At 60.9% G+C, this 14,247-nt stretch carries 13 protein-coding genes; 1 reads left to right on the plus strand and 12 read right to left on the minus strand.

The window, feature by feature from the left end:
- Positions 1 to 5: 5 nt before the first annotated feature.
- Positions 6 to 1,529 (minus strand): tRNA (N6-isopentenyl adenosine(37)-C2)-methylthiotransferase MiaB, encoded by a 1,524-nt coding sequence (gene miaB / locus B9Y51_RS01695; RefSeq protein ID WP_048679132.1) that lies wholly within the window; start codon positions 1,527 to 1,529, stop codon positions 6 to 8.
- A gap of 801 nt (positions 1,530 to 2,330) precedes the next feature.
- Between miaB and B9Y51_RS11015 the strand changes: the two genes are divergently transcribed.
- A complete protein-coding gene (locus B9Y51_RS11015) occupies positions 2,331 to 2,600 on the plus strand; it encodes a hypothetical protein (RefSeq protein ID WP_143467954.1) in 270 nt (89 codons plus the stop codon).
- A 21-nt stretch (positions 2,601 to 2,621) separates the two neighbouring features.
- On the opposite strand, the gene B9Y51_RS01705 is transcribed toward B9Y51_RS11015, so the two are convergent.
- The 11 genes from B9Y51_RS01705 to dapB all read right to left on the minus strand — a co-directional run bounded on the left by B9Y51_RS01705 (position 2,622) and on the right by dapB (position 14,190).
- Positions 2,622 to 3,401 (minus strand): regulatory protein RecX, encoded by a 780-nt coding sequence (locus B9Y51_RS01705; protein ID WP_245826018.1) that lies wholly within the window; start codon positions 3,399 to 3,401, stop codon positions 2,622 to 2,624.
- Positions 3,401 to 4,531: a recombinase RecA gene (gene recA / locus B9Y51_RS01710; RefSeq protein WP_048679138.1), complete on the minus strand. Its 1,131-nt coding sequence runs from the start codon at positions 4,529 to 4,531 to the stop codon at positions 3,401 to 3,403. The genes B9Y51_RS01705 and recA overlap by 1 nt, the downstream gene beginning before the upstream one ends.
- A 194-nt stretch (positions 4,532 to 4,725) precedes the next feature.
- Positions 4,726 to 4,947 (minus strand): DUF3046 domain-containing protein, encoded by a 222-nt coding sequence (locus B9Y51_RS01715; RefSeq protein WP_048679938.1) that lies wholly within the window; start codon positions 4,945 to 4,947, stop codon positions 4,726 to 4,728.
- A gap of 195 nt (positions 4,948 to 5,142) precedes the next feature.
- On the minus strand, positions 5,143 to 5,595 hold the full coding sequence (locus tag B9Y51_RS01720; RefSeq protein WP_048679140.1) for a helix-turn-helix domain-containing protein: 453 nt from the start codon (positions 5,593 to 5,595) through the stop codon (positions 5,143 to 5,145).
- Positions 5,596 to 5,806: 211 nt separating this feature from the next.
- The gene (locus B9Y51_RS01725) at positions 5,807 to 6,316 is read right to left on the minus strand and encodes a CinA family protein (RefSeq protein ID WP_048679143.1); all 510 of its coding nucleotides are present in this window, start codon (positions 6,314 to 6,316) and stop codon (positions 5,807 to 5,809) included.
- Positions 6,313 to 6,942: a CDP-diacylglycerol--glycerol-3-phosphate 3-phosphatidyltransferase gene (gene pgsA, locus B9Y51_RS01730; RefSeq protein WP_085528585.1), complete on the minus strand. Its 630-nt coding sequence runs from the start codon at positions 6,940 to 6,942 to the stop codon at positions 6,313 to 6,315. The genes B9Y51_RS01725 and pgsA overlap by 4 nt, the downstream gene beginning before the upstream one ends.
- 46 nt (positions 6,943 to 6,988) lie before the next feature.
- Complete coding sequence (locus B9Y51_RS01735) at positions 6,989 to 9,988, minus strand: DNA translocase FtsK (RefSeq protein ID WP_085528586.1); 3,000 nt, start codon at positions 9,986 to 9,988, stop codon at positions 6,989 to 6,991.
- Positions 9,989 to 10,104: 116 nt separating this feature from the next.
- On the minus strand, positions 10,105 to 11,811 hold the full coding sequence (locus B9Y51_RS01740; RefSeq protein WP_048679150.1) for a ribonuclease J: 1,707 nt from the start codon (positions 11,809 to 11,811) through the stop codon (positions 10,105 to 10,107).
- A 52-nt stretch (positions 11,812 to 11,863) separates the two neighbouring features.
- Complete coding sequence (gene dapA / locus B9Y51_RS01745) at positions 11,864 to 12,793, minus strand: 4-hydroxy-tetrahydrodipicolinate synthase (RefSeq protein WP_085528587.1); 930 nt, start codon at positions 12,791 to 12,793, stop codon at positions 11,864 to 11,866.
- A gap of 21 nt (positions 12,794 to 12,814) precedes the next feature.
- Positions 12,815 to 13,432, minus strand: coding sequence for a hypothetical protein (locus B9Y51_RS01750; RefSeq protein WP_173834726.1), 618 nt, complete (start codon positions 13,430 to 13,432; stop codon positions 12,815 to 12,817).
- A 2-nt stretch (positions 13,433 to 13,434) separates the two neighbouring features.
- Positions 13,435 to 14,190, minus strand: coding sequence for a 4-hydroxy-tetrahydrodipicolinate reductase (gene dapB / locus B9Y51_RS01755; protein ID WP_085528589.1), 756 nt, complete (start codon positions 14,188 to 14,190; stop codon positions 13,435 to 13,437).
- Positions 14,191 to 14,247: the final 57 nt, after the last annotated feature.

Raw genomic sequence — 14,247 nt, forward strand, 5'->3', positions numbered from 1 at the left:
CGGCCTCAGAGCCCGTTGGGCAGGGAGAGGGAGCCTCGTCGCGGAATGGTCGGCATCCCGAGATTCGTAGTGCCGGGCTTGCTCTCACCCACGCCGCATGAATCCGCCTGGGAGCGGTCCCACGCGTCACCGGCCCGGGAGCGACGCACGGAGTATTCCTCGGAGGATGACGACACCGGGTCAGAAATCAGATGGAACGGAGCCGTCTCCGTAATGGTGAGTGTGACGAGGTCACCCGGGCGCGGCGTCTCCCCGCCTTCCGGGACGGAGAAATGCACGAGACGTTGATCCTGCGTTCGGCCGGACAAGCGGTGCGTGGCCGCACTCTTGCGACCCGACTCGGCCGAGACCATCACCTCGACTCGACGACCGAGTTGCGCGGCGTTCTCTTCGGCGCTGATGCGGTCCTGCAGAGCGGTGAGTCGTTCGTAACGCTCCTGCACCACGTCCTTCGGCACCTGGTTTTCCATCTCACCGGCCGGAGTTCCCGGCCTGATCGAATACTGGAAGGTGAAGGCGGTGGTAAAACGGGATTTTTCGACGACGTCCAGAGTTGCTTGAAAGTCTTCTTCGGTCTCCCCGGGGAAGCCCACGATGATGTCGGTCGTAATCGCAGCGTGCGGAATCTTTTCCCGCACCTGGTCGAGGATGCGCAAGAACTTCTTGGAGCGGTACGACCTGCGCATCGATTTAAGGACTGCGTCGGATCCTGATTGCAGCGGCATGTGCAACACCGGCATGACGTTCGGGGTTTCGGCCATCGCGTCGATGACGTCCTCGGTAAACGCCGCAGGGTGAGGGCTGGTGAAACGAACCCGTTCGAGGCCTTCGATCTCACCGCAGGCTCGCAGCAGTTTGGAGAATGCCTGTCGATCTCCAAATTCCACGCCGTAGGAATTGACGTTCTGACCCAGCAAAGTGACCTCGATGGCTCCGTCGTCCACAAGGGCCTGGACCTCGGCCAGGATGTCGCCGGGGCGCCGGTCTTTTTCCTTGCCTCGGAGCGAGGGGACGATGCAGAACGTGCAGGTGTTATTACACCCGACGGAAATGGAGACCCAGCCCGAGTACACCGAATCTCGCTTGGTCGGCAGAGTGGACGGAAAGACCTCAAGAGACTCAAGCAGTTCGGTCGCGGCCTCCTCATTGTGCCGTGAACGCTCGAGCAAAGTGGGAAGCGAACCAATGTTGTGCGTACCAAAGACGACGTCGACCCACGGGGCCTTTTCGACGATCGTGTCCTGATCCTTCTGTGCCAGACACCCGCCGACGGCGATTTGCATACCTTCGTTGGCACGCTTGGTGGGCGCCAGCTGGCCTAGGTTGCCGTACAGCTTGTTGTCGGCATTTTCCCGCACGGCGCACGTATTAAAGACGACGAGATCGGGCGTTCCTCCGTCATTTGGAATGTATCCCGCAGATTCCAACAGACCCGAGATACGCTCCGAGTCGTGAACGTTCATCTGGCACCCGAAGGTTCTCACTTCATAGGTACGGTGTTCGCCGGTCCGCCCATCGATACCCGGCATGGGTTGACGGACGTCCGGTGTTTGGCTGCGAGATTCGGATGCTAAGACGGTCACCGGTCCAGCGTACAAGAATCCGGAAAGCCCGTGGCCCCCAGTTGAGCTCCGTCACCATCGGCACGTGCATGCCCCGTGGAGTGAAAACTGGGTCGAGGCACGTAGGCTGACCTTGTGCCGAACATCCCGCATACCCGTTTCTCCACCGATAGGGAGCCTTGGCGATTCGAGGATTCCGCGAGTCTGACCGCTGCCTTTTCGGCTCGAGCACGTGAACCGATGCGTCGCGCATGGGAGCTCGCCTCACACATATTGGGCGGCGCCCCTATGGAAGTGGAGGTGCTCGCCGAATCCTTCCGGGCTATCGTCCTTCGATGTAGGACGCGGGAATCCAGCGTGGTGGCGAAACACTTTCGACGGCGCGACTCTGCCACGAACGCCAGTGGATTTGGTTTCCTTCGGGCCCGCCACGGTGCAGAGGTTTTACCGCACGTAGCTCGGTTGCTGGCCGTCGACGAGGTGGCGAGGATGCTCATCTTCGAAGACGTCGGTTCCGGAGATCCTGTGACGAAGGGGCCACTATCTTTTCGATCGTGGCTCCATTCCTGGCCCACTTTGTGTCGTGACGCTGACTCGACTTTGGGCCGGGCGTTCCGAAACTCCATTGCGGCCTCCGACCCTGAATCGGCGCGTCGCGGGACCTCTGGAGCGCTTCCGTCTCTAGGACTACTCCGACGACGTGGAATCCCCGAGTCGGAGATCCGCCGATTGATCGAGCCTGAACGATCGGTCCTATGGTGCGGGGACATGAATCCCAGCAACTTTGTTCGGCATAGGGAACGCGGCATCCTCCAGATAGATACCGAAGGGACCGGCTATTGCGACCCCGCACTTCTCGTCGCGGAGGTGCGGGGACGGTTGCCCTCAGCCCTGAATCGGGACCGCTTTCTCGGCCTTCTCACACCCCAGGAATGGGATGAGGCTGCCGACCACTTAGCCGGTCATTGGCACGTGACCAGCCGTGACGAAGAGATTGCCCGACGATGTCTTGACGCAATTTCTCACGAGCTACGCTGATCTTTCCCTCAAGGCTTCAACCTATGGAAGCTCCTCGTAGGCTTCGTACTCTAGGCCCTCGGGAAAAGCATTGAATTCATCCTGACCCGATGCAGCCCGATCAAGCTCAGCCTTGGCGACCTCGAAGGCCAAACCCGGCGCGTACCCTCGCCGAGACAACATCGAAGCGAGCCTCCGAAGCTCCTTCTCTCGCGCCGTCCTATCCGTCAGATCGACAGAGGACTTGAGCTTCTTTCGCACCAATTCACTCGCGTCGGTGCGTTCGTCCTCGTCTGTACGTTGAGCGAGAGCGGCTTCAGCGACTTCGCCTGTGACACCCTTATTCGCCAACTCCCGGCGCAATGCTGGTTTGGCGAGTTTCCGGCTCATCGCGCGACTTCGAACGAACATCTCGGCAAATTGCTGGTCATCAACCAAACCGAGGTCTTCGTATTTGTCCAGAATCTCGGAGATGGTCGACTCGCCGATTTCTTTGCTTCGCAACTTTTCTTCCAGCTGGCTTCGGCTCCGGGCCGAAGCAGTCAACTGACGAAGAACAATCTCTTTGGCCCGATCGTATTCACTCGCCGGTGGCGTTTTCCGCGCCGACTCGCTCGACGAGCCTGCATGATCAGACCCGCCTTCACCTGATTGGGCTGAGCCGGGTGAAGCCGCTTGGACCGCGTGGTCCCCAGAGTCTTGTTCCGCAGCACCTAAGAATCGGCCGTCCGACGACGGTCGACCTCCGAGACTACTTCCCTGACGGCGACGGCCGGAACCGTAGCGGTTCCGGCCGCCACCGCGTCCTGAGGTAATAGGCACTAGAAGTTCTCGGGAAGAGCATCCAGCGGATCGTCGCTGAGCTCACCGGCTTCGGCGGTCACCACAGGCTGCTCGTCCTCGGCCGATTCCGGTTCAGTGTCGACAATCCCCGCCTTGATGAGGGTCTTCTGTTGGATCTCCTCGGCCAATTCGGGGTTGTCCTTGAGGAACCGCCGGGCGTTCTCTTTGCCCTGCCCCAGCTGGTCGCCTTCGTAGGTGAACCACGCGCCAGACTTCTTGACGATATTGTGCTCCACCGCCATGTCGATGATTCCGCCTTCAATGGAGATGCCTTCGCCATACAGGATGTCGAATTCCGCAATCTTGAACGGCGGCGCCATCTTATTCTTGACGATTTTGGCCTTGGTCCGGGACCCGATGGGGTTGGCGCCGTCTTTCAAGGTCTCGATCCGTCGAATATCGATTCGTACGGATGCATAGAATTTGAGCGCCTTACCACCGGTGGTGGTCTCAGGGCTACCGAAGAACACGCCGATCTTCTCGCGAAGCTGGTTGATGAAGATCGCGGTGGTGTTGGTCTGAGACAAACGCCCCGTAATTTTACGGAGGGCCTGCGACATCAGTCGCGCCTGCAAACCCACATGGGAGTCACCCATTTCGCCCTCAATTTCGGCGCGGGGCGTCAGCGCGGCCACCGAGTCCACCACGATGATGTCGACGGATCCGGATCCGACCAACATGTCCATGATTTCCAGAGCCTGTTCACCGGTGTCGGGCTGTGACACCAGAAGATTGTCCGTGTCGACGCCCAGCTTCTCCGCGTATACCGGGTCGAGCGCATGCTCAGCGTCGATGAACGCCGCGATTCCGCCATTCTTCTGGCAGTTGGCCACCGCATGGAGGGCCAAGGTCGTCTTACCGGAGGATTCCGGCCCGTAGATTTCGACGACGCGACCGCGCGGAAGCCCTCCAACGCCGAGAGCGACGTCCAGAGAGAGGGCACCAGTGGAGACCGTTTCCGTCTTCACGGCCTCGCGGTCGCCCAGCCGCATCACGGATCCCTTGCCGTAGTTCTTATCGATTTGCGCCAGAACGGTGTCCAGCGCTTTTTCCCGATCCGATCCTGTCGCGCGGGAAACGGACTGAGTGTTTCGCGATTTGGCAGCCATGGTTACCTCATTTCCGGAGGCTCGCCTGGAGGCGAGACCTGATGTCGTGCGTTTCAGTACCTACGCTAACGGCGGGGACTGACAAGTTAAGCGCTGGGGGTCATTTGTGGATAACCCGTGCTTCGCGTTCTCTGGACAGCCTAGCGGATTTCGAACATAGTTTCGAATATCACCGACTCGGCGCGTCGTCTCAATTATTTAGGCTCCCCCACGTCCGTGCCTAGCCAGCGATGTCGGGGCAAATCATGTTGTTCGCAGACGGCTTGCCACACCTCGAGCGGGCGAACGCCGTCGTCCAGCGCCTCTTGGGCCGTTCGGTTTTCCACCCGGTCGAGCACCGTCTGAGAAGCCACCACCCGGGCATACCCCGCCCCGAATTCGTCATCCATACTCCGCCAGAATTCGGATAGCTTCATGCTTTGCATTCCCTTCGTGATCGAGCCGGGCCTTGAGTTCTCATGGACACCGGGCTTCCCGGCGTCGCTTTGAGGATGCCACGGAAAATCCGCGCCTCCCGGCACATACGCAGTGCAGGAGACGCGGATTGTTGTTGTAAGTCTCGGAGCGTGGCTCACCCCGCCCGAAAGCACCGATGAGCCAGCTTCCGTGGATTACTGAGCGACGGGGCGCCCGCGATGGACGTGCGGCAAATCGCTGGATCCGGTGGCGTTCATGCCATATTCGCGGCGGAACTCCTCAGAGAATTCGTTCGGAACCGTATCGGGAACGTGAAGACCCTCGGCCGTCGCGAGTCGGTCAGAAACCTCGCGCAACATCTGAGACATGGGTATATCCAACGCAGCGCAGATGGAGGCCAACAGTTCCGACGAAGCCTCCTTCTGACCGCGCTCCACTTCACTCAGGTATCCGAGCGAAACTCGAGCGCTATGGGAAACCTCGCGTAGGGTGCGCCCCTGGCGCTGACGGATGTCGCGGAGAACTTCACCGATTTCGTGACGAAGAACGATCACTTTGGGCTCCTGTGATTCGGGCGTGAATTTTTCAGACTGTCCCACGTCCTTCCAACGGACGACGCCGTTCACGGACACGGGTTGCTTAGTCATCTTTATGCCTGTCTCCCTCTCAACGTGACCCATCATGTGTTGTGGGCCACTGGTCTACTACAGCCTAGTGGAGTTTTCTCAGCCACGTTAGGCTTCTCAACGATTACTTCCTGAACCGTTACATACAGTCAAACGGTGTTCCCTGTGAATTCATTCCCGGCCCCGATGGAAGAATCCTGTGAATACTCTGAACAATGGGTAAACCCAGTGATCAGTCGCCCGCAATCATCGCATCCAGCAGTAATCTCAGGGCGCCATCGACGGCGGATTCCCTGATCTCGCGGCGGTCGCCTTCGAGCCGAAGTTCCTTGGTGGTGAAGCCGAAAGGGCCGGCGCATCCCACGTACACGAGACCGACGGGCTTACCGTCATGTGGCTCGGGTCCTGCCACGCCTGTGGTAGAAACCGCCCAGTCCGTGCGGCAGGCACGACGTGCCCCTGCGGCCATGGCACGCGCGACCTCAGGATCCACAGAACCCTGTTCTTCCAAGAGTTGCCGTCTCACCCCCAAGAGCCCCGCTTTGACGGAATTATCATAGGAGACAACGCCTCCCAGAAAGGCCGACGAAGCCCCCGGAACATCGCACAGAGCCGAGGCGACCAACCCGGCGGTCAAAGACTCGGCCGTCGCGATGCTCTGCCCCGAAACGGTCGCCGAGGCAATAATCCGCGCCGCCAACGAGGAGGATGATTCGTCCCTCGGAATCTCGGCCCGGCTCATCCGGCCCTGCTCTCCGAGTGATTCGTCAGATATTCACGGCGTAGTTGCACGGCCTTGACGACATAATCTATGCCCGTGATCACCGTGACGATGACGACGGCGGCCATGACGACCCACCCAGGGATCATGGCCCACCATCCGATCGCACCGAGCGGCAGGATGAACAAGATGAGTGCAATCGTCTGGAGCACCGTCTTAAGCTTTCCGCCCTTGGAAGCGGCCATGACCCCATATCGAATCACGAAGAACCGCATGATCGTGATGCCCCATTCCCGAACGAGGATCACGATGGTGACCCACCACCAGAGCTCGCCCAAGATCGACAGCACCACAAAGGCCGCGCCCGTCAGGAGTTTGTCCGCGATCGGGTCGGCGATTTTTCCGTAGTCCGTGATCAAGTTGCGGGCACGTGCAATGTCACCGTCGAGCTTGTCCGTGTACATCGCCACGCCGAAGACGACCACGGCGGCCCACCGCATAAGCATTGAGGTCTCGCCAAAGTGACCGCCCGCGAGCAGGAACCACACGAAGAACGGAACCATCAGGATCCGAATCGTGGTCAGCACGTTGGGCAGGTTGAGGTTGGACGGTTTGGCGGCTTCCCCCGCGGGGTTTGGGCTACTCATCTTCCGTCTCCTCCATCGACTCTCCGTGGCATTGGGCCTTGATTCGTCACCGACCGGTCAGTTGCCATGCGTCTTCGTTACTGGGCTCGTCGGCGCCGTCGTGATAATCCGTTGCGACGTTTTGCAACGATTCTTCCACGGGGTCGCCGCCGGCGGGCTCTTCCGGCTCGGGTTCTTCGCCACGAAGTCGGGCCAAGGCGTTAGGGAGGTCATCCGGGGCTACCAGAACGTCGCGAGCCTTCGATCCCTCGGAGGGCCCGACGATCTCCCGAGATTCCAAAAGGTCCATGAGACGACCGGCCTTTGCGAAGCCGACACGCAACTTTCGCTGCAACATGGAGGTCGAACCAAATTGGGAATTGATGATGAGTTCGGCCGCCTGCAACAGGACGTCGAGATCGTCTCCGATGTCCTCGTCGATCTGTTTCTTCGGCTGATCTTGGATGACATCGGCTCGGTAGCTCACCGGCATCTGCTTCTTGACGTGCTCGACGATGTCGTGAATTTCCGACTCCGTGACCCACGCACCCTGGACACGCATCGGCTTCGACGCGCCCATCGGGAGGAACAGCGCATCGCCTTGGCCGATGAGCTTTTCCGCACCCGCCTGGTCCAGGACCACGCGAGAGTCGGTCACGGACGACGTCGCAAATGCCATACGGGAGGGCACGTTGGCCTTGATCAGACCGGTGACCACGTCCACGGACGGGCGCTGGGTCGCCAGGACCAGGTGAATGCCCGCGGCACGAGCGAGCTGGGTGATGCGCACGATCGCGTCTTCGACGTCACGCGGGGCAACCATCATGAGGTCCGCGAGCTCGTCAACAATCACCAGGAGGTACGGGTAGGGGCGGATCTTTCGTTTGGATCCAGGCTCGGCCTGAACCTTTCCTTCTCGGACCGCCTTGTTGAAGTCGTCAATGTGTTTGTACCCGAAGTGAGAGAGGTCGTCGTAGCGGGCGTCCATCTCCCGAACGACCCATTGCAACGCCTCGGCGGCCTTCTTCGGATTCGTGATAATCGGGGTGATGAGGTGCGGGACACCTTCATAGGCCGTGAGTTCGACACGTTTGGGATCCACCATGACCAAGCGGACCTCGTCGGGGGTGGCCCTCATCAGGATGGACGTGATCATCGAATTCACGAACGAGGACTTACCTGCACCCGTGGCGCCAGCCACCAACATGTGCGGCATCTTGGCGAGGTTTGCCACGACGTATCCGCCTTCGACGTCCTTGCCGACGCCCATAACCATGGGGTGCGGCGTCGCATGCGCCATCTGAGAACGCAGGACGTCGCCGAGCGCGACCGTCTCGCGGTCGGTGTTGGGAATCTCGATTCCGATGGCCGACTTGCCGGGGATCGGCGAAAGAATGCGCACATCCGCGCTGGCCACCGCATACGAAATGTTCTTGGACAATGCCGTGACGCGCTCGACCTTGGTGCCTGCACCCAGTTCGATCTCGTATCGAGTCACGGTGGGTCCGCGGGAGAAACCGGTGACCTCGGCGTCGACCTTGAACTGTTCCAGCACGTTGGTCAGGGCGCGCACGACGGCGTCGTTGACCTCGGACCGTTCCTTCGCGGGAGGGCCTTGGGTCAGCATCTGCTGTGTCGGAAGCTCATACGGATTAACGGCGAGCGCGGCATCGCGTGCGGCACCGGTCTGAGGTTGAGCATGAGGAAGGTTGGTGTCGACGGCGTCCGCTACCGTGGCGCCATGAGCCTGAGCGTCCTGGGGGTCTGCCTTGTCGACGATGGGTGATACCCCGTCTGAGGGGTCCTGGACCGATGCTCCACTCGGCGTCGCTGTGCTGGGCCGACTCTTCGGAGAGGGGGCGCCCCCTCGAGCCGTACCAGTGAGCACCTCGGTCTCGTCCTCGCCTGGTGCGTTGAGCTGCCGTGTTTGGTCCAGTTCATCCTCGGGAGCCGGGGCGGCCGGATCGGTTTCGCCGCGTGCTGCACGGGCGCGATTGAATTTGCCCAAGTCAAAGATCTCGGACTTCTTCTTAGTGGGCCTTGCCGTCTTCGCGCCAGCATTGGTGTGGTCAAAGAGTTCAGTATCCGACGGCTGGATACGACCGCCGTTCGGATCCGCGCGATGGCCACTCTCGTCCACGACGGCGCGCGTAAAGGCTTCATCACCGTCGTACAGGTCCAGGGGCTCCTCGTCGGCCTTCTTGCCCTGACGACGCCGGAACCGAGACTTCTTGCTCTTCCGCTCCGCCTCGGGAAGGGAGCCAGTCTCAAGATAGCTGCGGTCGTGGTCGGGAGCCGCAAGGTCGGTATCCGTGCGGGCGGGCTTCTCCCCCATGAGTCGCCCAAAGGCCGACTGAATATTCGGGATGATCCGTCGCACCGGCGTCGCGGTCACGATGAGAATCGAAATGAGCAACAGCAGCACGTGCAACGCCACGACGCCGGGCACCGTAACGAGCTTGCCCATGGTGGCGCCCGCAAGGAGACCCACGATTCCACCGCCACGGCGAACGCCTTCAAACCCGCCGTCGATGCTGGGCGATCCGGCCGCGATATCGAAAAGGGCGGAGCCGCAAATCATCATGATCAGAAGGCCCACGGCGATGCGATTATTGGCCCCCATCTCCGTGGGGTGACGGAAGGCTCGGATCGAAAAACCGCCCAAGAGGACCGGAGCCACGAGCGCCATGTGCCCAAATGTTCCGGCGACCACCGAGTGCCACGCCATCGCCGGCCACGACACCGCTTGAATACCCACGGAGGCTAGAGACCACCATTCAACGGCGGCGGTGATGAGCGCCAACATCAACATGAGCAGGGCGCCGCCGTCGCGACGCTCCTCTGGCTCTACAGACGTCCGGAGGGTACCCATCCGGCGCACGGCGCCACCCACGAGATGGGCGCAACCAACCCACGCACCAACAATGGCCCGGATAAACCAATGGGGCTGATCGGGTGCGTTGGCGCCTGCACGCGAAGAACGGTTGGCGGCCTTTGTCGTGCCGCTCGACGATCGTCGCGACTGCGATGCGCCCTTTTTTGGGGTGGGGGAAGTTCGAGTCGCCATATGTTCCAGGGTAAACGATGAGGGCGGAACCCACACTCACGTACGGCCTCAACCGCACCACATGTGGATACCGCCCTCGAAGACCCGGCACTCCATGTGCCTGGGGATAACCGTTCTTAGGAGTTCTTTCCCGCCTCCACGACCACTGGAATGATCATGGGCTTGCGGCGGAGCTTGCGGCCAATCCACTGGCCGATCGTGCGACGCACGATCTGCTGCATCTGGTGGTTGCTCAGACGCTTGGAGCTCTTCTCCTGCATCGCTTCTTCCAAGGCCTCGGTGATCTTGGGGATCATCGGCTTGAACACGGAGTCGTCCTCGGCAACGCCACGCGCGTGGACGTCCGGCCCGGCCACCACCCTCTTGGAGGCACGGTCCACGACGATCACGATGGACACGAAGCCCTCTTCGCCGAGCGTCCGACGATCCTTGAGGTCTTGATCCGTGATTTCGCCCACGGACTTACCGTCCACGTAGACGTAGCCGCAGTCCACCGCGCCCACAATCTTCGCCTGGCCGTCCTTCATGTCCACGACGACGCCGGATTCACCGAGAAGGACGTTCTCCTCCGGAACGCCGGTTTCCATCGCCAGCTTGCCGTTGGCAATCAAGTGGCGGACTTCACCGTGCACGGGCATGACGTAACCCGGTTCAAGAATGTTGTAGCAGTAGAGCAATTCTCCCGCTGCGGCGTGGCCCGAAACGTGAACCTTGGCGTTGCCCTTGTGAATCACGTTGGCACCAAGCTTCAGCAAACCGTTGATGATGCGGAACACGCTGTTTTCATTGCCCGGGATCAGCGACGACGCCAAGACGATGGTGTCGCCTTCCTGGATCTGCACCCGGTGATCGCCACTGGCCATGCGGGACAGCGCGGCCATCGGTTCACCCTGAGAACCCGTGCACATCAGCACGACCTCGTCATCCCGGTAATCATCGATGTGCTTCATATCGATCAGCACGTTATCCGGAACCTGGAGGTACCCCAGTTTCTCCGCGATGGACATATTGCGGACCATCGAGCGGCCGATCAGGGCGACCTTGCGGCCACGCTCGACGGCGGCGTCGATGACCTGCTGCACACGGTGAACGTGCGAGGAGAACGACGCCACGATCAGGCGTTTCGGAGCATCACGGAAGACGTCCGAGAGGACAGGACCGATGTTCTTTTCGGTCGGAGTGAAGCCCGGGACCTCGGCGTTGGTGGAGTCAGGCAGGAACAGGTCCACGCCTTCCTCGCCGAGTCGCGCGAAGTGGCGCAAGTCCGTGATGCGACCGTCCAGCGGAAGCTGGTCCATCTTGAAGTCACCCGTGTGCAGGACATTGCCCGCAGGTGTGCGGATGAATACCGCGAGGGCATCCGGGATGGAGTGGTTTACGGCAACGAATTCGCATTCGAACGGACCGAATTTCTCGATGTCTCCCTCGGCCACTGCCGTAGAAGCCGAACGAATGCGGTGCTCCTGAAGTTTGGCCTCGACGAGCGCGAGGGTTAGCTGCGAGCCAATCAAGGGAATATCGGGGCGGCGCTTCAGCAGGTACGGAACGGCGCCGATGTGATCCTCATGGCCGTGCGTCAGCACAATGGCCAGCACGTCGTCGAGCCGGTTCAAGATGTGGTTGAGGTCCGGCAAGATCAAGTCCACACCGGGTTGCGTCTCTTCGGGGAAGAGCACGCCACAGTCCACGATCAAGAGTTTTCCGTTGATCTCGTAGACGGTCATATTGCGACCAACTTCGCCCAGGCCGCCGAGCGGCACGACACGCAAGGTGTCTTTCTGAAGCCTAGGAGGCTTGGGCAAATCTGTGGGAATCTGGGTCACGTGACCCCTTTCTGAATGTTTTCGGTCGCGCTCTAAACCGCGTCGACCGTATTTATTTGATGCTTGAAGTTGCCACGGTCCCCTCGAGATCGGATCGCATCTGAGCGACTTCCGCCTCGGTGGGGTCCACGTGGGGCAGGCGAACTCGGCTGGATGTCAGCCGTCCCTGCCAGTGAAGAATCGATTTTGCGGCCACTGCCCCGGGGACCCGGGCCATGGTCGCGGAGACGACGGGATGAATCTCGCGGTGAAGGGCGGCCGCAGTTGCCAGGTCACCGGCCACGACGGCATCAATCAGTTCCCGGAAGTGCTCGGGAATCACGTGAGTCGTCACGCCGACGAGTCCCATGGCACCGATGGACATCCACGGTAGCGTCAGCCCGTCGTCACCCGAGTAAAACTGCAGATTCGTGCGGGACATGACTTCGGTTGCGGCCGCAAAATCCGCCTTGGCGTCCTTAACGGCAACGATATTGGGGTGCTCCGCCAGCGCGATCATCGTGTCCGGAGCGATCTGAATGCCGGCGCGTCCGGGGATGTCATACAGCATGACCGGAGTCGTCACCGCGTCGGCGACCGTGCGGAAATGAGCAAGGAGGCCGGACTGCGTGGGCTTGTTGTAATACGGCGTCACGACCAGAAGGCCGTCCACTCCGACCTCTTCCGCGAGGGCTGCAAGATGCAAGGTGTGTGCGGTGTCGTTCGAGCCCACACCCGCAATGATCGAGGCCCGATCCCCTACGGCGTCCTTGACGATGCGGAATACCTTCGCGTTTTCCTCGTCCGTCATGGTCGAGTATTCACCCGTGGTTCCGCACACCACTAGGCCGTCGTTGCCGCGGTCTACCAGGTCGACGGCCAGTCGGGCCGTCGCCTGTTCGTCGACGCTACCATCGTCCGCGAACGGCGTGACCATAGCGGTCAGCAATCGACCGAACAACGGCTTGACGGTAGTGGGGTTCTCGTTCGAAGACTCAGACATAATCCCCAGGCTACAACACAACTAGGACTCTTCGCCCTGGTACAACGCGCCTATTGAACGTCCACGATGTAAGGCCACGGCGTCGCGCATGGACCTCCGGGCCCGCTTCCGGTCCCCCGCGGCGTCGTACGCGCACGAAAGTCGGAACCAGGAACGCCAATCGTCAGGATTTTCCTCAACGTCACGTTGAAATTGAGGAAACTGCTCATCGGCGGCGGCGCGGTCAATTCCACCGGCGGCCGTTCGAGGCAGATTGTCTTCGGGGAGCCCGCCTTCTGACGCCAGGATTGATCCGAGCTGCTGAACACGAATGCCAAAAAGAACTTCTCGGATGAGCGCCCATGCCCCAATCAAGGGCAGAACGATCAGACCGGCACCGAGCAAAATTCCCGTGATGTTACCGGCGGCGACCAAAAGAATGCCTCGCTGGAGGGTCAGCACCAGATACAAAGCCAATAGTGCCACCGTGACGGCGGCGAAGGTCTTGCCTTTATTCGTGGATTCGACAAACACGAAGGCAGCGCTGAACGCCAAAATAACGAGGATGAACAGCCGAGTTCCGCTCGGAATCGGGAGGAGCCACACGCTGACGGCGGCAAGCACGGCCACCACCGCCGTGAATACTTTGAGTCCGCGCACGCTCAGGCCAAGTCCAGGTAGCCGTCGAGACCGTGAGTCAGGCCGGGGCGCTCCCCCACGGTTCGCACTCCCAAAAGAACTCCCGGCATGAAAGACACCCGGTCAAAGGAGTCGTGGCGGATTGTCAGCTGCTGCCCAATATCACCCAACACGATCTCCTCATGTGCCACGAGCCCACGCAAACGAACGGCGTGAACGTGGACGTCGTCGATCACGGCGCCACGGGAGCCTTCGGGATCGGTTTGAGTCGCATCCGGGCTCGGACCTCGGCCGGCTTCTCGCCGTGCCTGGGCAATCTCCTGCGCGGTGTGTCGAGCCGTTCCCGAGGGAGCATCCAATTTCTCCGGGTGATGCAGTTCGATCACCTCAACGGATTCAAAATACTTGCTTGCGGTCGCCGCAAACTTCCCGGCCAACACGGCGCCGATCGCGAAATTCGGGGCGATCAGTACGCCCACTCCGGGATTCTTCTCGAGCAATTCGTTCAACCGGCCTAGCTTGGCCTCGTCCCAGCCCGTTGTCCCCACGACGGCGTGCATCCCGTGCGAAACGGCGAAGCGGACGTTCTCCTCGCTCGCGTCGGGAACAGTCAGGTCGACGACGACGTCGGCCTCTGCCTCCACCAGCGCGTCCAAGGCATCACTCGAGCCGAGCGCCGCCACCAATTCCATATCTTCTGCTGCATTCACCGCGTCGACGGCCTGCGAACCCATACGGCCCGCGGCACCCAGAACGGCCACCTTGATCACGTCAGTCATAAACCCCACCCTATCGCCGCGTCGCTGCACTCGACGACGATGACGTCCGTCTCCGCG

It is taken from the genome of Kocuria massiliensis, from assembly GCF_900169715.1.
GTDB classification, from domain to species: Bacteria; Actinomycetota; Actinomycetes; order Actinomycetales; family Micrococcaceae; genus Rothia; species Rothia massiliensis.

What these genes read in the sequence shown, in the direction of transcription:
- B9Y51_RS11015 (WP_143467954.1), top strand. Translation starts at nt 2,331, where the DNA reads ATGAATCCCAGCAACTTTGTTCGGCATAGGGAACGCGGCATCCTCCAG.
- dapB (WP_085528589.1), bottom strand. Translation starts at nt 14,190, where the DNA reads ATGACTGACGTGATCAAGGTGGCCGTTCTGGGTGCCGCGGGCCGTATG.
- B9Y51_RS01735 (WP_085528586.1), bottom strand. Translation starts at nt 9,988, where the DNA reads ATGGCGACTCGAACTTCCCCCACCCCAAAAAAGGGCGCATCGCAGTCG.
- B9Y51_RS01720 (WP_048679140.1), bottom strand. Translation starts at nt 5,595, where the DNA reads ATGACTAAGCAACCCGTGTCCGTGAACGGCGTCGTCCGTTGGAAGGAC.
- B9Y51_RS01715 (WP_048679938.1), bottom strand. Translation starts at nt 4,947, where the DNA reads ATGAAGCTATCCGAATTCTGGCGGAGTATGGATGACGAATTCGGGGCG.
- miaB (WP_048679132.1), bottom strand. Translation starts at nt 1,529, where the DNA reads ATGCCGGGTATCGATGGGCGGACCGGCGAACACCGTACCTATGAAGTG.
- dapA (WP_085528587.1), bottom strand. Translation starts at nt 12,793, where the DNA reads ATGTCTGAGTCTTCGAACGAGAACCCCACTACCGTCAAGCCGTTGTTC.
- B9Y51_RS01725 (WP_048679143.1), bottom strand. Translation starts at nt 6,316, where the DNA reads ATGAGCCGGGCCGAGATTCCGAGGGACGAATCATCCTCCTCGTTGGCG.
- pgsA (WP_085528585.1), bottom strand. Translation starts at nt 6,942, where the DNA reads ATGAGTAGCCCAAACCCCGCGGGGGAAGCCGCCAAACCGTCCAACCTC.
- recA (WP_048679138.1), bottom strand. Translation starts at nt 4,531, where the DNA reads ATGGCTGCCAAATCGCGAAACACTCAGTCCGTTTCCCGCGCGACAGGA.